Genomic DNA, 18,985 nt, shown 5'->3' with positions numbered 1-18,985 from the left:
GGACGGTCTACTCGGCGCAGATTCTAGGGGACTCGATTAGGCTGGGTCGTCGGAGCGCGCCGTGACGATGATCGGCTCACCTTTTGTCACGATGAGGGTGTGTTCGGCGTGGGCCCCTGTTGAGCCGTCGCCCGATTCGACGGTCCAGCCATCACGCTCGGTGATGGTCATGACGTCGGTCGTCGGCGTCAAAAACGGTTCGACCGTGATTGCCATTCCCTCGCGGAGTTTCTGGCCTGAGCCCGGGGCACCGAAATTCGGCACGAACGGCGCTTCGTGCATGGTACGGCCAACGCCGTGGCCGCCAAACTCGTGATTAATCGTGTAACCCAGCTCCGCGGCCCGGGTCTCAACCGCGTGGCCGATATCGCCGACTGTATTGCCCGCCCGGGCAGCACCAATACCTGCCCACATGACGCTTTCTGTATCGCGAATAAGTTTCAGGTGATCCTCTCGCTGCTCGCCCACGACAATCGAGAGTGAAGAGTCAGCAACCCAGCCCTCGAGCTCGATCGCGAAGTCCATGGAAAGCAGGTCCCCGCTCTCCAAGGTGCGATCGTAGGGGCGGCCGTGAAGCACCGCGTTGTTCACGCTCAGACAAATGACTTTCCCGAACGGCGAAGCGCCGAAACTCGGGTGATAGTCGAGGTAGCACGATGTGGCGCCAGCCTCGCGAATCATGCGGTGGACTTCGGCATCAATCTCGAGAAGGTTGTCGCCTACGGACACGGTTCGACGAAGCGAGGAGAGCACGCCCGCAACGAACTCGCCGGCGGGGCGAATCTGTTCGGGGGTGGGGTAGCGGTGAGTGCGAAAGCCCCTCATGACTGGGCATCCTTCGAGTAGTCGTCCGGGGCTGTGCCTTCACCGAGGGGGTACCACGTGAACAGGCTGGCGCCGAGCCAAGCGATACTCGCCGAAAGGAGCGCGGCTCCGAGCATATGGAGTCCCACGAGAGCTTCGGGGAGTCCGGTGAAGTACTGGATATAACCAATCACGGCCTGGAGGAGCGTGACGATCGTGAGCGCGACAAGGGCCCTCTTTGATCGGGCGTGAGCTTTTGTCACCATCAGGACGATTGCCACGCCAAGCAGGAGACCGCAGAACAGCCACACGAAATCGGCGTGGAGCCACGCAATTTTCGCGGGGTTAAAAGGGAAACGCTGTGGAGTATTGGCGTCACCGGAGTGGGGGCCCGAACCGGTCGTGAGGGTGCCGAGAATCAGCACGATAAATCCGACGGCAGCGAGCGGCCAATACACGAACTGTGCTCCGCGGTTCACGGCAAGCCTCGCGGAACCATTGCCTTCATAAAGCCGGTACACCAGTACCGCGGAGGACGCCACGAGGATTGGCGAGACGATGAAGTGCACCGACACGAAGAACGGGTGCAAGTGCAAATACACGACAAGCATGCCCCACACTGCCTGGAACACGGTAAGGATGAGCGGGACCCAGGAAAGGCGCACAAACCCCTTGCCTTTGGTCCGCAGATGCTTGTAAGTCGCCACGAGCACGAGGATTGCGAACACGAGCAGAACGAGCGTGAGGGCACGGTTGCCAAATTCGATGAAGGGGCGCAGCCCGGATTCAGGGTGATAACGAGGAGTGAACTCACCCGGCTCGCAGTGCGGCCACGACGAACACCCGAGCCCGGACTTCGTGAGACGCACGATGCCCCCGGTCGCGATAATGCCGATTTGGCACGCGAGATTGATCCAAAAAATGGCCGTGATCCAGCGTTTGCGTTCCCGTGGAAGGGAGCTGGGGGCGTTCGTGTGTGCTGTCATGCGCTCAGTGTAAGAAAGGCGGGGCAGGATCGGTGAATCAGGCGCTCGTCCAGCGGAAGAATCTCACCGTCAAACTCCCAAAGACCGCGGCCCACAGGGCGAGGAGCCCGAGCGCGGCGAGGGAGGGTGCGTGCCCCGATAGCGTCTCGGTGAGTGCGCTCGATGCAGCAGCCGACGGCAGCACTGAGACGAGAGTGTCGAATGGCGCGGGAAATCCGTTCGCGGGGATCGCCACCCCACCGACGGCGATGAGGAGAATAAAAATGATGTTTGACAGCGCGAGTACGGCCTCAGTGCGAAGCATGCCGGCGATCAAAAGACCGAGCCCCCCGAAGGCACACGTGGCAAGAATCCACACGGGAATCGACCACAGGATTTCACCAGCGGTGGGCCGCCACCCAAGTGCGAACGACAGGGCGCCGAGTACAACGATCTGCAAGATGTGCACGATTGCCATCGCACCCAATTTGCCAAGCATGTAACCGCCGCGACCGAGAGGTGTCGTGGCGATCCAACGCAGCACCCCATTTCGACGGTCGAAGCCGGTGGCGATTGCCTGTGAGGTGAGGGAAGTGGCAATGATGGCGGTCACCGCTGTCGCGGCAACGGCGTCGGTCATTGACGGCGACTTGCCGCCAAAAAGAGCGGGCGAAACAGGGACGAACCGCAAGCCAAGAAGAACCATTGCAGGCAGCATGAGCGAAACCATGAGCTGCTCTCCGTTGGTGAGAATCGCCCGTGCTTCAAGTTGTGCGTGCGCGGCGATGCGCCGAGGGGTGCGGGCGGCGCGGCGCGAATCGGACATTACCGAGTGCGGGTCCGTGCTCACTTCGTCTCCTTTGCTCGCGTGTTCGACAGCGACACGAGAATGTCCTCGAGGGAATCGGGGCCGTGTTCGATGGCGAGAGTGACCCCTTGGATTTCGGCGGCGTTACGTACTGCCTGTTCAAACGCCACGAGACGCTCCTCCGAAGGGGCACTCGCAGCAATATCGATCGAGAGCGGGGATTGGCTCCCGAGCGTGCGTTCGACGTCGGCGAGGGTGCCGTCGGCCTTCACGGAGCCTTCGGCGATGACGATGACGCGATCCGCGAGCGAGGCGATGTCGTCGAGCGCGTGAGAGGTGAGGATGACTGCAGCGCCCCGCTCCGCTTCGGCTCGGATAAGCTCTCGCGTGCGTCGCTTGACCGCAACATCCATGCCAGCGGTCGGTTCGTCGAGAAAAAGGACGTCGGGCACACCGAGCAGTGAAAGAGCGAGGCTCAAACGCTGCCGTTGACCGCCGGAGAGTCGGCGCACGAGGGTCGATGAAAAGGCATCGATACCGAGTTCATGGGCCAGAGTGTGCCAGTCCCGTGGCCTCGCATATAGAGATGAGGCGTAGGTGAGAAGGTGCGCTGGGGTGGCTCCTGAGGTGAGGCCGCCGTCCTGAAGCATGACGCCGACCCTCGCGCGAGTCTCGGCGTCGTGAGTGAGAGGGTTGGCGCCTAGGAGCTGTACTTCGCCTCCGTCGGGGGAGAGGAGCCCGGTCGCGCACGCGATCGTCGTGGATTTGCCGGCGCCGTTTGGGCCTAGCAGCGCGGTGATCTCCCCGAATTTCGCCGAGAGACTCACGTTTTCGCACGCCGTGACGGAACCGAATTGTTTACGCAGGTGAGTGATTTCGAGTGCCGGCGGTGGTGTGGCCGCGCGCCCGGCTGCGGTCGAAGTGTGAGTGCCCATGGCACATCATGGTAATGTGCGCGCAGCCGCGGCGAGGGGCGGGAGGGGTCCGACGGTCGACTGGTTTTCGCGATGTGTGTGACATACGCCGCGCTCCGCCGGGACTTAGGTAACCCTCTCTATCTTTTCGAAACTCACGGTTTGTAGAATCGCATCGTCCACCGGTTTGGCGAAAGGAGGATGTCGTGAATGCTCGCACCGAAGCGTCCGCCAATGATTCGACGCGCGAACGCCTCATCGAGGCTATTAGTATCGACGGTCCCATCGCCGCAGGCGACCTTGCCGAACGTTTTCACCTCACCGGCGCTGCTATCCGTCGGCACCTATCCCAATTGCACGCCGAGGGCATCATTGAGGAAAAGGAATCGTCCCACAGGCCCCGAGGGCGCGGGCGCCCTCGCAAGGAGTTCGTGCTCGCCGCGACCGCCCCGGAGCCTGATGCAGCCTCGAGAGAGTGCGAAAGCCTCGCTCTACTGGCGATGAAAGAACTCGAACGCGCTGGCGGGCACGAGGCCCTCGTCGCGCTCGCGAAGGCGCGCACCGCCGAATGGGAAGCGGAGTTCGAGCGGCGCTATGCGCGTGAAAGCGATGAAGGTGAGGTGACGCCGGCGCGCCGCGTGCGCCTCGTGATCGACCTTCTCAAAGAACTCGGCTATGCCGCATCGCTCAGGCCGGTCACGGTGAGCGTCGGCTCTCTCGGGCGAGACGGTGCCCCGTCGCGGACCCTCACGACGGTGCAGATGTGCCAGGGACGCTGCCCGGTCCAAGACATCGCCGCGAAGCACCCGGAGCTGTGCGAGGTTGAAACGGCTGCGCTTTCGAGAATGCTCGGCGTTCCCGTTCAGCGCCTCGCGACTCGAGCGGCGGGTGCGCACGTGTGCACCACCCACTTAACCCCGGCCATGAGCGCGGCAATTGCCGAGTCCATGGCCGAAGGGGAACTTGCCTCGGACGTCACCACAGATTTGCTCACAGAAGGAAGGAAGCCATGACGACTGCACCAGAGCAGCTCAGTCAGGACGAGATCATCGCGTCGATCGGCAGCTACGAATATGGCTGGCACGATTCGGATACCGCCGGCGCCACTGCTCAGCGAGGGCTGAGTGAAGAAGTCGTGCGCAACATCTCGCACCTGAAGAACGAGCCCGAATGGATGCTCAAGCGCCGACTGCGCGCACTCTCGCTCTTTGAAAAGAAGCCGCTTCCCACGTGGGGCGCGGATCTTAGCGAGATCGATTTCGACAACATCAAGTATTTTGTGCGCTCGACAGAGGGGCAGGCGAAGAGCTGGGAAGACCTGCCTGAAGACATCAAGGCGACCTATGATCGCCTTGGTATTCCCGAGGCAGAAAAGGAGCGCCTCGTCGCCGGCGTCGCCGCTCAGTATGAGTCCGAGGTCGTGTACCACCAGATCCGCGAGGATCTCGAAAAACAGGGCGTCATCTTCGTCGACACCGACACGGGCCTTCGCGAGTACCCCGAGATCTTCGAGGAGTACTTCGGCACCGTGATTCCTGCCGGCGACAACAAGTTCGCGGCGCTCAACACCGCGGTGTGGTCGGGCGGCTCATTCGTGTACGTTCCGAAGGGCGTCCACGTGGAAATCCCGCTCCAGGCCTATTTCCGCATCAATACCGAGAACATGGGGCAGTTCGAGCGCACGCTCATCATTGCCGACGAGGGCTCGTACGTGCACTACGTCGAAGGCTGCACGGCGCCGATCTACAAGTCGGACTCGCTCCACTCCGCGGTCGTTGAGATCGTCGTGAAAAAGGATGCGCGCGTTCGCTACACGACCATTCAGAACTGGTCGAACAACGTGTACAACCTCGTCACGAAGCGCACGACCGTCGAAGAGGGCGGAACGATGGAATGGGTCGATGGCAACATCGGTTCAAAGGTCACCATGAAGTACCCCGCGGTTTGGCTCCAGGGTGAGCACGCGCGCGGCGAGACTCTCTCGATCGCCTTCGCGGGCGAGGGGCAGCACCAAGACACCGGCTCGAAGATGGTCCACATGGCGCCCCACACCTCGAGTTCGATCGTGTCGAAGTCGGTTTCTCGCGGTGGCGGCCGCTCCTCGTATCGCGGCCTCGTCCAGGTCAATGAGGGTGCGCACCACTCCGCCTCTAACGTCCTTTGCGATGCGCTCCTTGTCGACCAGGTCTCTCGAACCGATACCTATCCATACGTCGACGTTCGCGTGGATGACGTACAGATGGGACACGAGGCAACGGTGTCCAAGGTCAGCGAAGAACAGCTGTTCTACCTCATGAGTCGCGGCCTCGAAGAAACCGAGGCAATGGCGATGATCGTGCGCGGATTTATCGAGCCGATCGCGCGTGAGCTCCCCATGGAGTACGCGCTCGAGCTCAACCGCCTCATTGAACTGCAGATGGAAGGAGCCGTGGGTTAATGACCACGACGGATCATTCGAAGGCACAGCTCGAATCGGAAGGTATTGCCCTTCCGGGTGAGCGCAGCGGCCTCCTCTCTCGCGCGACCCGCCACGCCGCCTTCGGGATCGACAACCACGAGATCCCGACCGGCCGCGAAGAAGAGTGGCGCTTTGCGAGCTTGCGGCAGCTCGCCCCGCTTTTTGAGGCACGCGAGACCCACGTCGAGGAAAGCGTCGTGAGCTACGAGGTCGAGTCCCCCGAAGGGCTCGTCGTCGATTCGCTCGGGGAGAAGGAAGCCCCGCGCCACACGGCGATCCTCCCCGAGGACCGCATCGCCGCGGCAGCCGCGGAGCTGACCGCGAACGCACTGTACCTCAAGGCCCCTGCGAACACCGAGGCTAGCGAACCGGCGCGCGTGGAAGTTTCTGGACACGACGCATCCATCGCCAGCCACGGCGAGATCGTGCTGCACACCGAAGCTAATGCGCGCGCGACCTACGTCATCAACCACACGGGCTCCGCGCTGTACGCGCAGAACGTCGAGATGGTCCTCGACGAGGGCTCCGAGATGACCGTGATCGCGATCCATGACTGGGCCGACGATGCCGTGCACGTCGCCACTCACGTCGCGAAGATCGGGAAGGACGCTCGCCTCAAGCACATCGTCGTGACGCTCGGCGGCAAGGCGGTGCGCGTGAATTCAACCGCGACGTTCGCCGGCCCCGGTGGCGAAGTTGAGCAGGACGGCCTGTACTTTTCCGACGAAGGCCAGCACCTCGAGCACCGACTGTTCGTGGATCACGCCGCGCCGAAGTGCACATCGAACGTCCTGTACAAGGGCGCCCTCCAGGGGCGCGGTGCGCGCAGTGTGTGGGTGGGCGACGTACTCATCCGCAAGGAAGCCGAAGGCACCGAGACGTACGAAATGAACCGCAACCTCGTTCTTACCGAGGGGGCCCGTGCCGATTCAGTGCCGAACCTCGAGATCGAGACCGGCGAAATTGAAGGGGCGGGGCACGCCGCTGCGACCGGGCGTTTCGATGACGAGCAGCTGTTCTACCTTATGGCGCGCGGCATCTCCGAGATCGAGGCGCGCCGTCTCGTCGTTCGCGGCTTCTTCCAGGAGCTCATCCAGAGGATCGAGGTTCCAGAGGTACGTGACTACCTCACGGAGCAGATCGAGGTCGAGCTGCAACGGAGCATGAACTAAATGTCCACGACACACGCGGTAGCACACCTTGATGACCTCGCGCCTGGATCCGTGATGGGCATCGAGGTGGACGGTATCGAGATTGCCCTTGCGCGCGACACGGATGGCACCGTGCACGCACTCGGCGATCTTTGTACCCACCGCAACGTCAATCTCTCTGATGGCGACGTCGAGGACGGCGCCTTGGAATGCTGGAAGCACGGTAGTCAGTTTGATTTACGTACCGGCGTGCCTAGGCAGCTTCCCGCGCATGTCGCAACACCCGTATACCCCGTCACGATTGACCAGGCGAGCGGCACGATCAGCGTTTCGCTCGACCCCATCGAACTTTCCTGACTTGAAAGGAACACCATGTCCGTTCTTGAAATCAAGGACCTCCACGCAACCGTGGAAACTCCCGAAGGCACCAAGGAGATCCTCAAGGGCGTGAACCTCACGCTCCGCTCCGGTGAAACTCACGCGATCATGGGCCCGAATGGCTCGGGCAAGTCCACGCTCGCGTACTCGCTCGCCGGTCACCCCAAGTACGAAATCACCTCGGGTGAAGTCCTCCTCGATGGCGAAGACGTTCTCGAGATGAGCGTCGATGAGCGCGCAAAGGCCGGGCTCTTCCTCGCGATGCAGTACCCGGTCGAGGTTCCCGGCGTGACCGTCTCGAACTTCCTGCGCACCGCTAAGACGGCGGTCGAGGGCGAGGCCCCGAAGCTGCGCGAGTGGGTCAAAGATGTGAACGCCGCGATGGAAAAGCTCCGTATGGACCCGCATTTTGCGCAGCGTAACGTGAACGAAGGGTTCTCGGGAGGCGAGAAGAAGCGTCACGAGATTCTCCAGATGGAGCTGCTGCGCCCGAAGATCGCGATCCTCGACGAGACCGATTCCGGACTTGACGTCGATGCTCTTCGCGTCGTTTCGGAGGGCGTGAATCGTGTGAAGGACGAGACTGATCTCGGCGTCATGCTCATCACGCACTACACGCGCATCCTCAAGTACATCAAGCCGGATTTCGTGCACGTCTTTGTGAATGGTCGCGTGGCGGAAGAAGGCGGCCCTGAGCTCGCCGAGCGCCTCGAGGCCGAGGGCTACGACCGTTACCTCACGGCGTAGGCCTCACGACCACCGGAAGGACGGCTTAAGCAATGTCCGAATCGAAAGACGTCAGCGTACAGGACGTCACCGAAGCACTGAAGGACGTCATCGATCCCGAGCTCGGGATTAACGTCGTTGACCTCGGCCTCGTCTATGGCGTGACCGTCGAGAACGGCAATGCCGTTGTCGACATGACCCTGACGAGTGCCGCGTGTCCGCTTCAAGACGTGCTCGAGGAGCAGACTTTTGCTGCGCTCGACCCGATTACGGAGACGCACCGGATTAACTGGGTGTGGATGCCGCCGTGGGGCATGGAACGCATTACTGAGGACGGCAAAGATCAGCTTCGCGCGATCGGCTTCAACCTCTAACCTGCGCGGCTTAGGAAAGGGCGGGGCCCGGCTCACTTCACGGTGAACCGGGCCCCGCCCTTGTGAGGCGTGATGAAGCCTACGCGGTACGCGGCGCGGCCGCGAGGGCCTCGTCTTCGGCGCGTTCGCGATCGCCCTTATCCATCCAGTCTTTGCCGTCAATCATGCGGGCCACGAGCATAGAGGAGGAGTTGTCGCCGACCGCATTGATCGTGGTTGCGGGAGCGTCGATGATTGTCCCGATGATCGAAATGACCGGCAGCGCAGTGGTGGGAAAACCGTAGAGAGTAATAATCATGAGTTCTCCGACGAAGCCGCCCGAAGGGATGCCGCTCATCACCATGCCGCTGAGGAGCGCGATGCCGACGGCGATGAGAAGGTTCTCGATCGTGAAGAGATCGCGTTGGAACAGGGTGAAGAGGAACGAGATCTTGAGGATCGCGGAAAGGACTGATCCTTCCATATGGATCGTCGCGCCGATCGGGATGATCGTTTCTCGAATGTCCCGCGGCACACCTGTGCGCTGCGCGGCCTTGAGGTTCGCCGGGAGACACGCCACGGAGGAACCGGTGCCAAGCGCGATCGCGGTGGGCTCGAGGATGTTGCTCCAAAAGCGTTTGATGCCTTTGGTGCCGCCCGCAATGTAGGCGTAGAGCGTGAATGCGACGCAGAAGTAGACGATGGTGACGGGGAAATAGATGACGAATGCACGTACGTACCCGCCCACGAGTTGCGGACCAAGTTCGCCGATGAGCGCGGCGAAGTAAGCGCCAAGACCGATCGGCGCGTAGTACATGATGAGCGAGACGAGCTTCAGGAATACGGCGCTAGCGGACGAGAGGAACTCGCGGAACGCGTCGCCAGCTTTTCCAATGCCACTCGTGGCGAACCCGACGAGTACCGCAAAGATGATGAGCGCGAGCATGTTGGAGGGGGAGAGGAGCTCGCCGAACTCGTTCACGGTGAGAGTTTGCACGATCTGATCACCAATCGATTCGGGCTTTTCGACGGTCCCTGGATCGGTGAGTGTGATGTTGAGCGGCTCACTTGAACGGAAGATCCACAGTACCGTGAGCATGATGATCGCGGCGACGATTCCCGTGGAAATGAACACGAGCATCATCGACCCCATGATTTTCCCAAGCCGTTTGGCCGAATCCATGGCGGCGACCGAGGACGCGATTGAGAAGAAGACGAGCGGCACGACGAGCGTGAACATCATGTTCACGAACACAACGCCGAAGGGCTTCACAACCGCGGCGTCGGGCCCGAAAACAAGTCCGGCGATCGCGCCGAGAACGACACACGCCAGGATGATGAGAGGGAATCGGTAATTACGCAACATAGGTGCATTATCTCAGCTTTGGCCAGCTGAAAGCAGCATTGAGGGCCGTCCGCACCTGGGATATCTCGCACACTCTCATTTTTAACAAGCGGCTGGGCGCCCTCTGCGGGATGACCTTTGCAGAGGGCGCACGGCGTTACCGCTCGTGTGCGAGTACATCTCGAGCGCTCCGATAAGGAAGACTATGTGCCTCAGCCACTTCTTCATGAAGTAGCTCGCCGCGGAAGGTCGAGAATCCCGAAAGCAAGCCCGGGTGGCCGGCGATCCCCTCAATACACCCGTTTGCGAGAGCACGCACGTAGGGAAGGCTGGCCCCCGCGAGGGCAACGCTTGCAGTGCGGGCAACGGCACCGGGCATGTTTGCGACGCAATAGACCGTCGCATTACCCACGCGGAAGGTTGGGTCATCGTGTGTGGTGGGGCGAGAGACCTCGGTACAGCCGCCCTGGTCGATTGCGACATCGATGACGATTGATCCGGGTCGCATCGCCTCAATCGTTTCACGTTTGATGAGCTTCGGGGCCGCTCGTCCGGGTAGGAGAACAGAGCCAACGACGACATCGGCTTCGCGCGCGAGGGTATCGATGGCTTGCGCATTAGAGAATCCGGTTGAGATACGCGTGCCATGCGTGCGATCGAGATCGGCAAGCCGCGCGGAATTAATGTCGAGCACGGTCACGCTCGCGCCCATGCCAGCGGCGACGATCGCAGCCTGCTCGCCGACGACGCCGCCACCCACGACGAGAACTTTGGCACGCGCCGTGCCGGGCGCGCCTCCCATGAGAACACCGGTTCCGCCAAACGGCGACATGAGCTGATGGGCGGCGACCTGTGCGGAGAGCCGACCGGCGATGATGCTCATGGGTGCGAGGAGGGGAAGCGAACCGTCGGAACCCTTCACCATCTCGTAGGCAAGCGCGGGAGTTTTCGCAGCGAGGAGTGCCTGCGTGAGCGAGCGTGAAGCCGCGAGATGGAGGTAGGTGAAGAGAATCTGATCCTCCCGGAGGTACCCGTACTCGCTCTCGAGAGGCTCCTTGACCTTGAGGAGGAGATCGGCCTCGCCCCAGACGGATTCGGCCGTGTCGGCGATCTGTGCGCCGGCCCCCTCATAATCCGTGTTGGTGAAACCAGCGTTGACACCCGCGTCCTTCTCAACAACGACCTCATGCCCGGAACGGATCAGCTCCTCGACGCCGGCGTGGTGCATCGCCACACGATATTCGTTGTTCTTGATTTCCCTCACGATACCGATTTTCACGTTCATCTCCTTTGCGTCGTGGCGCTCCTTCGCACCGAATTCACGTTCCTTCCATGCTTACGCAGTCCACGCTCTCGCTCAAGGGGCTTACACAAAACGTTCGTGATGTGCAGGGCGCTTGTGCAATCCGCTACCCCGGGGCGGGGAGTCCGACGGCTGCAGGGCCCGAATCGGCCACGCATTACTAGACTTGTACGCGGCCCCAGGGGTCGAGCCCTTCTTCGTCAGTTTGTAAAGGACACCATGATCACGGTTCATGACCTCGAGATCCGCGTGGGTGCACGCATGCTTATGAGCGGCGTGGACTTTCAGGTCGCGAAAGGCGACCGCGTGGGGCTTGTTGGCCGCAATGGTGCCGGTAAAACGACCCTCACTCGCACGTTGGCGGGCGAGCGCGAAGCCGCGGCGGGTTCGATCGATATCCGCGGGCAGATCGGCTTCCTCCCTCAGGACACAACCGAGGGGGATCCGAAGCAAAAGGTGCTCGCGCGCATTCTTGAAGCGCGAAACCTCGCCCGCATTTTCGAAAAACTCGCGCAAAGCGAGCGGGATATGGCCGATATGAGCCTCAGTGAGACAAAGCGCGAGAAGGCGATGGATCGCTACGTGCGCTTCAACAACGAACTTGAAGCACAGGGAGGTTACGCGGCCGAGGCGGAGGCGAAGCAACTCGCGGCAAACCTCGGGGTCGATAACCGCCTGCTCGAGGCCGAACTCGGCACGCTCTCTGGCGGTCAGCGTCGCCGCGTCGAACTCGCACGTATCCTTTTCTCGCAGGCGGAAACACTCGTGCTCGATGAGCCGACCAACCACCTCGATGCTGACTCAATCGTGTGGCTTCGCGAGTTCCTCATGCAGTACCCGGGCGGAATGATCATCATCTCCCACGACATCCAGCTCGTTGAGCACGTCGTCAATAAGGTGTTCTATCTCGACGCAAATCGCCAGGTCATCGACGTCTACAACATGGGTTGGAAGAATTACCTGCGTCAGCGCGAGGACGACGAGAAGCGTCGTAAACGTGAGCGTGCCAACGCTGAAAAGAAGGCCGCAACCCTTCAGGCCCAGGGCGAAAAAATGCGGGCGAAGGCGACGAAAGCGGTTGCTGCCCAGCAGATGCTCCGCCGCGCCGAAAAGCTTCTCGACTCCCTTGAGGAGGAACGTCAGGTTGAACGCGTCGCGAAGCTTCGCTTTCCGAAACCGGCCCCGAGCGGCAAGACCCCTCTCAGGGCAGAGGGGCTTTCGAAAAGCTACGGGAGCCTCGAGATTTTTACCGACGTGAATCTCGCGATCGATCGTGGCTCGCGCGTTGTCGTTCTCGGACTCAACGGTGCGGGTAAGACGACCCTTTTGCGTCTGCTCGCGGGCGTCGAAACCCCGGACACCGGAGAGATCATTGCCGGTCACGGGTTAAAACTCGGCTACTTTGCCCAGGAACATGACACGCTCGAACTTGAGCGCACGGTTCTCGACAACATGCAGCGCGCTGCGGGGGACTTGCCCGAAGTCGAGGTGCGCAAGATCCTCGGTTCATTCCTCTTCCAGGGCGACGACGTGCACAAGTCCGCAGGCGTTCTTTCGGGTGGCGAAAAGACCCGTCTCGCGCTCGCGACCCTTGTCGTCTCCAGCGCGAACGTTCTTCTCCTTGACGAGCCCACAAACAACCTCGACCCGGCGAGCCGCGAAGAAATCCTCGGTGCGCTCAGCGCCTTCGAGGGAGCGATCGTGCTCGTGAGCCACGACCCGGGTGCCGTCGCGGCGCTCGATCCCGAACGAGTGCTGATGATGCCCGATGCTGTCGAAGACCTCTGGAACGCCGAATACGAGGAGCTCATCGCGCTCGCGTGAGAAGGATCAAGGGGAAACCGGCAACCGTCGGAAATTTCCCGCGCCCGAAGGGCGCTAAAATTAAGGATTGTGTGCGTCCTCGAAGGGGCGCGTGCGCAAATGCAACCCCGAACGGAGAATCATGGCAAGCACTAACGATCTGAAGAACGGCATGGTCCTGAAGCTCGAGAACGGCCTGTGGAGCGTTGTCGAATTCCAGCACGTGAAGCCCGGCAAGGGCCCGGCGTTCGTTCGCACCAAGCTCAAGAACGTTCTCTCCGGCAAAACCGTTGACAAGACCTTCAATGCGGGCGTCAAGGTCGAGACCGCAACGATCGACCGCCGGGACATGCAGTACTCGTACATGGATGGCGACCTCTTCGTATTCATGGACACCACGACCTGGGAGCAGACCAACGTGACCGCGGAGATCGTTGGCGACGCCAAGGACTACATGCTCGAGGGCCAGGACGCCGTCGTGGCATTCCACGAGGGCACGGTACTTTTCGTTGAGCTTCCCGCCTCGGTCGTTCTCGAAATTACCCACACCGAGCCCGGCCTCCAGGGTGATCGCAGCTCGGGCGGCACGAAGCCCGCAACCCTCGAGACCGGCCTCGAAATCCAGGTGCCTCTCTTCCTCGAGCAGAACACCAAGGTTAAGGTCGACACCCGCACCGGCGACTACCTCGGACGTGCCTGATATGCCGTTCGATCCGCTGGATCTTCCGCTGCCGGGGCGCGAGGGGGACGAAGTTGAACTCGTCAAGACCCTCCCGTCGCGGACGCATAAATTTGGTGCAGTGACGCGTGCGCGCGTGCGCGCGATTGACGTGTTGTTTGAGGCCGACGCCCGCCAGGTGGGTGTCGAGGAACTAGCCGAGCAGCGCACCGTCACCTCAACCGCGCAGACCCCGCTGCCCGAGGCAGCGAAGCGTTTTGCGCTTGTGTATGCCGCGCACGCCGCTGACATTGACGACACGATTGCTTCGCACTCGGAGGCGTGGACGCTCGAACGCATGCCCGCTGTCGACCGAGCGATCTTGCGTATGGGAGCGGCTGAGATTCTTCACGGCACCGGAGTCGATGCTCCTGTGCTGCTCAAGGAGTACACGAGCGTTGCCGCCGAACTGTCGACGGAAGATTCGGCATCGTTCGTCAATGCGCTTCTCCAGCGAATCGCGGACGCGAAGGATCTACTCGGTTAAGAAGGGAGACGTCCATGGCTGAGGATCTCCGCACGGAAGTGTTCAAGGCGGGCGACATTCGCCGCGCGTTGACCCGGATCGGCTACGAGATTGTCGAAGGTGAAAAAGGTGTCGACGATTTCGTGCTCATGGGGATTCACAGCCGTGGCGTGCCCCTTGCCTACCGCATCGCCGAGGCGATTGCGCGTGCCGGCAACACCGAGCGCGACCCCGCGAGCATCGTGGGGGAGCTCGACATCACGCGTTTTCGCGATGATCGCTCGTCGAAGCCTGCGCGGGAGGAACGAGAGACGCGCCTTCCCGAGGGAGGGATCGAAGGCCGCACGGTTATTCTCGTCGACGATGTGCTCTATTCAGGTCGTACGGTACGCGCGGCGCTCGATGCCCTGAGCGCGCTCGGTCGACCGGCCGCTGTTCGACTGGCGATTTTGGTCGATCGAGGCCACAGGGAGCTGCCAATTCGCGCAGATTTCGTCGGCAAGAATCTGCCGACGTCGCGGCGAGAGCGGGTCAACGTGTTGCTAGAGGAGTGCGATGGCGCGGACTCCATTGTTCTTGAAAGATCAGTAACAGGCAGGTGCTGATCCCGTCCCGAACGCAAAAAACACACGATATGCCTGCTCAAGGTGACAAATAGGTCACGATTTCGCGGTTTTTCAGCGTTCTTCAAGACTTTATCAACTTGGTGGGTAACTCTATACGTAGCTCCAAGCCGAGCGGTTTGCTCGTTGAGTGCCAGTCGCGACGCGGAAGAGTGTTTGCAAATTCTCTGGGGCTTCGTCATGAAGATTCATGAGAATGGGTACCATCCCACGAATAGATTGAAGAGGTAGACACGTGGCTCTCCCCACTTTGACCCCCGAAGCGCGCAAGGCCGCACTCGAGAAGGCTGCACAGCTCCGCCAGGAGCGTGCGCAGGTGAAGAACCGCCTCAAGAACTCGACCGGCAACCGCGGTGAGGAAATCGCGAACCTTATCGAAGAAGCGAAGACGAGCGAGGCTGTCGCTCGCCTTAAGGTTTCCGCAATGCTCGAATCTCTCCCGGGCATTGGCAAGGTCAAGGCTGCGCAGATTATGGACGAGATCGGCATCTCGCCCTCGCGCAAGATGCGGGGCCTCGGCCGCCATCAGGCGGAAAAGCTTATTCAGCACTTCGCAGAGTGAGCCCGGCGCAGTCGCTCGACGTGCCCCGCGGGCGCGTCGTTGTCGTCGCCGGTCCGACCGCCGTCGGCAAGGGCACTGTTACGCGCAGACTTCTCGAGAAACACCCCGAGGTCTATCTATCGGTCTCCGCGACCACGCGTGATCCGCGCCCCGGCGAAGTGGACGGGATCCACTATTTTTTCTGGAGTCCCGAACAGTTCGACGATGCCGTGAAAGACGGCGACATGCTCGAATGGGCCCTCGTGCACGGTCGCAATCGTTACGGAACTCCGAGGAGCGCCGTCGAAGCGGCCCGGGCCGAGGGGCGTGCGGTCATCCTTGAGATCGACCTTGAGGGGGCTCGCCAAGTGCGTTCCTCGATGCCGGATGCGCGCTTCGTGTTCTTGGCTCCGCCCAGTTGGGACGTCCTTGTTGAGCGTCTCGTGGGGCGGGGAACAGAAAGCCCTGAGGAGCAGGAGCGGCGACTTGAAACCGCGCGGGTGGAAATGGCCGCTGAAAAAGAGTTTGACGTGACGATCGTGAACGACGATCTCGATGAGGCCGTCGACGCGCTCGCACGCGAAGCTGGGCTCGCTATCGCGTGAATGACATCACCGACCTTCGCCGTCGCTAGGGCGCTATTTCCGGTAGGATGGGACCTTGCGCGCTCGTCATGCGCGAGCGCCGATATCTGACTTCACACTAGGAAGGGACGTTTCGTGCCTGGAACCGTTGCCCAGCCCGAAGGCATTACCAACCCGCCCATCGATCGGCTGCTCGAGTCCGTTGATTCGAAGTACGCCCTCGTGCTGTACTCGGCGAAGCGTGCGCGTCAGATCAACGCTTACTACTCGCAGGTCGAAGACGGCCTCCTCGAGCATGTCGGACCTCTGGTTGACACCGAGCCCCAGGAGAAGTCTCTTTCGATCGCACTTCGCGAGATCGACGAAGGTCTGCTCGAGGCCAAGGAGATCGACGAGAACGCTCCCAAGCCTCCCGCGCGCGAGCCGCTCACGCTCGGGGACGACGCCCCCGAGGTGCCGATCGACTTCAACCTCTAAATCGAAGCTTTGACGATGCCCGCATCGCCTCCTTCTGTGGCGCCGCGTCCCCTCAAGGGTCTTCGCGTCATCGTTGGAGTGTGTGCGGGCATCGCTGCATATAAGGCAGCTCACGTGGTGCGCGGCTTGACCGAACGGGGCGCCGATGTGCGCGTTGTTCCGACGAAGGCTTCGCTCGAGTTCGTTGGCATCTCGACGTGGGAAGCACTTAGCCATAATCCCGTGCGCACCTCTGTCTTCGACGATGTGGACTCGGTTGCCCACGTGCGTCTCGGCCAGGAGGCCGACGCCGTCGTCGTGGTCCCGGCAACAGCAGATTTCATGGCCCGGGCACGTATGGGAAGGGCCGACGACCTCCTTACAGCCACGCTCCTCGTCACTCGAGCACCCGTCATCCTCGCCCCGGCGATGCACACGGAGATGTGGGAGCATCCCGCAACGCGCGAAAATGTCGACGTGCTCCGATCACGTGGCGTGCGCGTGATTGAACCTGCGAGTGGGCGCCTCACCGGAACCGATACCGGTGTAGGGCGACTGCCCGAGCCCGAAGTGATTGTGCACTATGTTGAGTCAGTCCTCGCGGCAGGGTCGCGCACGTGCGACCTCGAAGGCACGCACGTGGTGATCACCGCAGGGGGGACGCGCGAGGCCCTTGATCCGGTGCGCGTGCTCACCAATCACTCGAGCGGTAAACAGGGGGCGGCGCTTGCGCGCGCGGCGTACGTTCGAGGAGCGAGCGTGAGCCTCGTCCTGGCGGGTTCACACATCGAACCTCCCGCGGGCGTAGACGTCGTGCGGGTGGAATCGGCGAAAGAGCTTGCGGCCGCGGTACGGGAGCGTGAAAGCAGCGCAGATGTGCTGATCATGGCCGCTGCCGTTTCCGATTTCACGCCTGAGCCATCGCGCAGCAAAATCAAGAAAAAAGCGGGCGAGTCGGGCCTCACCCTTCACTTGATGGAGACCGAGGATATTCTCCGCGGCCTCGTCGAACGCCGGCAGGCCGGTGAGCGTCCGTTCGTGATTTGCGGATTCGCTGCCGAGACGGGGGATGAGCATTCGAGCGCCCTCGCGCACGCGACCAGGAAGGCACGCGCCAAGGGCGCAGACCTCCTCGCGTTCAACGATGTCAGTGAGAACGCTTTCGGGGCCGACACGAACGCATTGACGTTTCTTGATGCCGCTGGTGAAATTCGCGGAGCCGCACGCGGGACGAAAGACGAGGTTTCCCACGCAATGCTTGACCACGTCGCCTCTCTCCTCAAACGCGAGCGCAGCTAGCCTCGGGCGACTCCTTTGATTCCGTCACCACCTCTCGCAGATAAGGCAGCACATGACACTCAATGATTTGCGGTACTTCACTTCCGAATCGGTTACGGAAGGCCACCCGGACAAAATCTGCGACCAGATTTCCGATGCAATTCTCGACGACATGATCGCGCAGGATCTCAACTCTCGCGTCGCAGTCGAGACTCTTGTGACGACGGGCCTCGTCCATGTTGCCGGAGAGGTGCGCACCGAAGGCTACAGTGACGTCAACTCGATCGTTCGTGACGTGATCAGGTCGATCGGCTACGACTCCTCCGAGAAGGGCTTCGATGCGGACTCGTGCGGCATCGAGGTGTCGATCGGCTCGCAATCGGCCGATATCGCGCTCGGGGTCGATAATTCCGAGGAGTTCAAGGGCGGAAGCGTCGAGCAGGGTTTTCAACTTGGCGCCGGTGATCAGGGCCTCATGTTCGGGTACGCGTGCGCTGACACGAAGGAGCTCATGCCGCTGCCGATCTACGCGGCGCATAAGCTCGCGCAAAACCTGTCGAACGCACGCCGAGACGGCGTACTCCCGTATCTGCGCCCCGACGGCAAATCGCAAGTGACGATCGGATATGACGACGATTTTGTCGCGCGCAGCGTGAATGCGGTCGTCGTATCGAGTCAACATGCCGAGGACGTCGATGTTGCGGGGCAACTCACCGAGGCGATCTCCCGTGTGGTGATCCAGCCTGTTCTCGAGGAACTCGCCGAGCTTGGACTGGACATTACAGGGGTCAAGCGTCACATCAACCCAACGGGACGTTTCGTCGTCGGCGGCCCGAAAGGCGATGCCGGACTCACGGGTAGAAAGATCATCGTGGATACCTACGGCGGGATGGCGCGTCACGGCGGCGGCGCTTTTTCGGGTAAGGACCCGTCGAAGGTCGACCGTAGCGCCGCCTACGCCCTGCGTTGGGTCGCCAAGAACGTGGTTGCAGCGGGTCTAGCCGAGCGGTGCGAGATTCAGGTTGCCTACGCGATTGGTCGCGCTGCCCCCGTGGGCCTTTACGTTGAAACGTTTGGAACGGGCAAGGTTCCCGAGCATCAACTTGCCCGGGCTATCGAAAAGGTCTTCGACCTGCGCCCGCAGGCAATCGTTGAGGAGCTCGGTCTTCTGCGACCCATCTACCGCAAAACGTCGGTTTTTGGCCACTTCGGCCGTCCCCTTGCGGAATTTGAGTGGGAAAAGACCAACAGAACTGAAGAGCTCACCCGCGCTCTATGACGCGCCGATCTGCGCGATCGTTTCGCTAAGCA

General features: G+C 61.5%; 21 protein-coding genes. 15 read left to right on the top strand and 6 right to left on the bottom strand.

Translation table 11 applies throughout. The features are described 5' to 3' along the window. Window positions 1-36: 36 nt before the first annotated feature. The 4 genes from map to E6X30_RS01380 are packed head-to-tail and all read right to left on the bottom strand — an operon-like array spanning window position 37 to window position 3,512. Window positions 37-825, bottom strand: a complete 789-nt coding sequence (map, locus tag E6X30_RS01395; protein ID WP_016664655.1) for a type I methionyl aminopeptidase — start codon at window positions 823-825, stop codon at window positions 37-39. Beyond that, window positions 822-1,790: a heme A synthase gene (locus E6X30_RS01390; RefSeq protein WP_016664654.1), complete on the bottom strand. Its 969-nt coding sequence runs from the start codon at window positions 1,788-1,790 to the stop codon at window positions 822-824. Before E6X30_RS01390 ends, map begins: the two co-directional genes overlap by 4 nt. 37 nt (window positions 1,791-1,827) lie before the next feature. Continuing rightward, window positions 1,828-2,619 carry an ABC transporter permease gene (locus E6X30_RS01385; protein WP_316335583.1) on the bottom strand — a complete coding sequence of 264 codons (792 nt, stop codon included), beginning with the start codon at window positions 2,617-2,619 and terminating at the stop codon, window positions 1,828-1,830. Beyond that, window positions 2,616-3,512: an ABC transporter ATP-binding protein gene (locus E6X30_RS01380; RefSeq protein ID WP_316335582.1), complete on the bottom strand. Its 897-nt coding sequence runs from the start codon at window positions 3,510-3,512 to the stop codon at window positions 2,616-2,618. Before E6X30_RS01380 ends, E6X30_RS01385 begins: the two co-directional genes overlap by 4 nt. Before the next feature lie 185 nt (window positions 3,513-3,697). On the opposite strand from E6X30_RS01380, the gene E6X30_RS01375 reads away from it, so the two are divergent. Genes E6X30_RS01375 through E6X30_RS01350 form a run of 6 tightly spaced genes read left to right on the top strand, consistent with a single transcriptional unit; the run spans window position 3,698 to window position 8,578 of the window. Further along, entirely contained in the window at window positions 3,698-4,504 is an 807-nt protein-coding gene (locus E6X30_RS01375) for an ArsR family transcriptional regulator (protein WP_316335581.1), read from the top strand. Continuing rightward, on the top strand, window positions 4,501-5,928 hold the full coding sequence (sufB, locus tag E6X30_RS01370) for a Fe-S cluster assembly protein SufB (protein ID WP_034373305.1): 1,428 nt from the start codon (window positions 4,501-4,503) through the stop codon (window positions 5,926-5,928). The genes E6X30_RS01375 and sufB overlap by 4 nt, the downstream gene beginning before the upstream one ends. Next, the gene (gene sufD / locus E6X30_RS01365; protein ID WP_096882883.1) at window positions 5,928-7,121 is read left to right on the top strand and encodes a Fe-S cluster assembly protein SufD; all 1,194 of its coding nucleotides are present in this window, start codon (window positions 5,928-5,930) and stop codon (window positions 7,119-7,121) included. The genes sufB and sufD overlap by 1 nt, the downstream gene beginning before the upstream one ends. Further along, window positions 7,122-7,457, top strand: a complete 336-nt coding sequence (locus E6X30_RS01360; RefSeq protein WP_016664648.1) for a non-heme iron oxygenase ferredoxin subunit — start codon at window positions 7,122-7,124, stop codon at window positions 7,455-7,457. It begins immediately after the preceding gene. Window positions 7,458-7,472: 15 nt separating this feature from the next. Continuing rightward, window positions 7,473-8,225, top strand: coding sequence for a Fe-S cluster assembly ATPase SufC (sufC, locus tag E6X30_RS01355; RefSeq protein ID WP_016664647.1), 753 nt, complete (start codon window positions 7,473-7,475; stop codon window positions 8,223-8,225). A 32-nt stretch (window positions 8,226-8,257) separates the two neighbouring features. Then, window positions 8,258-8,578, top strand: coding sequence for a metal-sulfur cluster assembly factor (locus E6X30_RS01350; RefSeq protein WP_016664646.1), 321 nt, complete (start codon window positions 8,258-8,260; stop codon window positions 8,576-8,578). A gap of 79 nt (window positions 8,579-8,657) precedes the next feature. Here E6X30_RS01350 and E6X30_RS01345 read toward each other — a convergent pair whose 3' ends face one another. Together E6X30_RS01345 and ald are read right to left on the bottom strand one after the other, a co-directional pair. Then, on the bottom strand, window positions 8,658-9,923 hold the full coding sequence (locus E6X30_RS01345; RefSeq protein WP_016664645.1) for a dicarboxylate/amino acid:cation symporter: 1,266 nt from the start codon (window positions 9,921-9,923) through the stop codon (window positions 8,658-8,660). A gap of 136 nt (window positions 9,924-10,059) precedes the next feature. Beyond that, window positions 10,060-11,187 (bottom strand): alanine dehydrogenase, encoded by a 1,128-nt coding sequence (gene ald, locus E6X30_RS01340; protein ID WP_316335580.1) that lies wholly within the window; start codon window positions 11,185-11,187, stop codon window positions 10,060-10,062. 237 nt (window positions 11,188-11,424) lie between these two features. Between ald and abc-f the strand changes: the two genes are divergently transcribed. The 9 genes from abc-f (at window position 11,425) to metK (ending at window position 18,953) form a co-directional block, all read left to right on the top strand. Then, a complete protein-coding gene (gene abc-f, locus E6X30_RS01335) occupies window positions 11,425-13,029 on the top strand; it encodes a ribosomal protection-like ABC-F family protein (RefSeq protein WP_016664643.1) in 1,605 nt (534 codons plus the stop codon). A gap of 121 nt (window positions 13,030-13,150) precedes the next feature. Then, a complete protein-coding gene (gene efp / locus E6X30_RS01330) occupies window positions 13,151-13,708 on the top strand; it encodes an elongation factor P (RefSeq protein ID WP_016664642.1) in 558 nt (185 codons plus the stop codon). A gap of 1 nt (window position 13,709) precedes the next feature. Beyond that, window positions 13,710-14,213 (top strand): transcription antitermination factor NusB, encoded by a 504-nt coding sequence (gene nusB / locus E6X30_RS01325; protein ID WP_034373294.1) that lies wholly within the window; start codon window positions 13,710-13,712, stop codon window positions 14,211-14,213. Between the two features lie 14 nt (window positions 14,214-14,227). Beyond that, window positions 14,228-14,797 carry a bifunctional pyr operon transcriptional regulator/uracil phosphoribosyltransferase PyrR gene (gene pyrR / locus E6X30_RS01320; RefSeq protein ID WP_316335579.1) on the top strand — a complete coding sequence of 190 codons (570 nt, stop codon included), beginning with the start codon at window positions 14,228-14,230 and terminating at the stop codon, window positions 14,795-14,797. Window positions 14,798-15,050: 253 nt separating this feature from the next. After that, complete coding sequence (gene mihF / locus E6X30_RS01315) at window positions 15,051-15,377, top strand: integration host factor, actinobacterial type (protein WP_016664639.1); 327 nt, start codon at window positions 15,051-15,053, stop codon at window positions 15,375-15,377. Further along, window positions 15,374-15,961: a guanylate kinase gene (gmk, locus tag E6X30_RS01310; protein ID WP_141740659.1), complete on the top strand. Its 588-nt coding sequence runs from the start codon at window positions 15,374-15,376 to the stop codon at window positions 15,959-15,961. Before mihF ends, gmk begins: the two co-directional genes overlap by 4 nt. 114 nt (window positions 15,962-16,075) lie before the next feature. Then, window positions 16,076-16,417: a DNA-directed RNA polymerase subunit omega gene (gene rpoZ, locus E6X30_RS01305; protein WP_016664637.1), complete on the top strand. Its 342-nt coding sequence runs from the start codon at window positions 16,076-16,078 to the stop codon at window positions 16,415-16,417. 15 nt (window positions 16,418-16,432) lie between these two features. Further along, window positions 16,433-17,695 (top strand): bifunctional phosphopantothenoylcysteine decarboxylase/phosphopantothenate--cysteine ligase CoaBC, encoded by a 1,263-nt coding sequence (gene coaBC, locus E6X30_RS01300; RefSeq protein ID WP_316335578.1) that lies wholly within the window; start codon window positions 16,433-16,435, stop codon window positions 17,693-17,695. Window positions 17,696-17,747: 52 nt separating this feature from the next. Next, entirely contained in the window at window positions 17,748-18,953 is a 1,206-nt protein-coding gene (metK, locus tag E6X30_RS01295) for a methionine adenosyltransferase (protein ID WP_316335577.1), read from the top strand. Window positions 18,954-18,985: the final 32 nt, after the last annotated feature.

Origin of the sequence: Dermabacter sp. (genome assembly GCF_032550575.1) — a bacterium.
GTDB classification, from domain to species: domain Bacteria; phylum Actinomycetota; class Actinomycetes; order Actinomycetales; family Dermabacteraceae; genus Dermabacter; species Dermabacter hominis.
The sequence above is the reverse complement of the archived record's forward strand: the minus strand, read 5'-3'. Positions and strand labels throughout refer to the sequence as shown.

Coding starts and splice junctions, on each gene's coding strand:
- E6X30_RS01380 (WP_316335582.1), bottom strand. CDS start 3,512: ATGGGCACTCACACTTCGACCGCAGCCGGGCGCGCGGCCACACCACCG.
- sufC (WP_016664647.1), top strand. CDS start 7,473: ATGTCCGTTCTTGAAATCAAGGACCTCCACGCAACCGTGGAAACTCCC.
- nusB (WP_034373294.1), top strand. CDS start 13,710: ATGCCGTTCGATCCGCTGGATCTTCCGCTGCCGGGGCGCGAGGGGGAC.
- metK (WP_316335577.1), top strand. CDS start 17,748: ATGACACTCAATGATTTGCGGTACTTCACTTCCGAATCGGTTACGGAA.
- sufB (WP_034373305.1), top strand. CDS start 4,501: ATGACGACTGCACCAGAGCAGCTCAGTCAGGACGAGATCATCGCGTCG.
- ald (WP_316335580.1), bottom strand. CDS start 11,187: ATGAACGTGAAAATCGGTATCGTGAGGGAAATCAAGAACAACGAATAT.
- E6X30_RS01350 (WP_016664646.1), top strand. CDS start 8,258: ATGTCCGAATCGAAAGACGTCAGCGTACAGGACGTCACCGAAGCACTG.
- pyrR (WP_316335579.1), top strand. CDS start 14,228: ATGGCTGAGGATCTCCGCACGGAAGTGTTCAAGGCGGGCGACATTCGC.
- sufD (WP_096882883.1), top strand. CDS start 5,928: ATGACCACGACGGATCATTCGAAGGCACAGCTCGAATCGGAAGGTATT.
- E6X30_RS01345 (WP_016664645.1), bottom strand. CDS start 9,923: ATGTTGCGTAATTACCGATTCCCTCTCATCATCCTGGCGTGTGTCGTT.
- E6X30_RS01360 (WP_016664648.1), top strand. CDS start 7,122: ATGTCCACGACACACGCGGTAGCACACCTTGATGACCTCGCGCCTGGA.
- abc-f (WP_016664643.1), top strand. CDS start 11,425: ATGATCACGGTTCATGACCTCGAGATCCGCGTGGGTGCACGCATGCTT.
- E6X30_RS01390 (WP_016664654.1), bottom strand. CDS start 1,790: ATGACAGCACACACGAACGCCCCCAGCTCCCTTCCACGGGAACGCAAA.
- efp (WP_016664642.1), top strand. CDS start 13,151: ATGGCAAGCACTAACGATCTGAAGAACGGCATGGTCCTGAAGCTCGAG.
- coaBC (WP_316335578.1), top strand. CDS start 16,433: ATGCCCGCATCGCCTCCTTCTGTGGCGCCGCGTCCCCTCAAGGGTCTT.
- map (WP_016664655.1), bottom strand. CDS start 825: ATGAGGGGCTTTCGCACTCACCGCTACCCCACCCCCGAACAGATTCGC.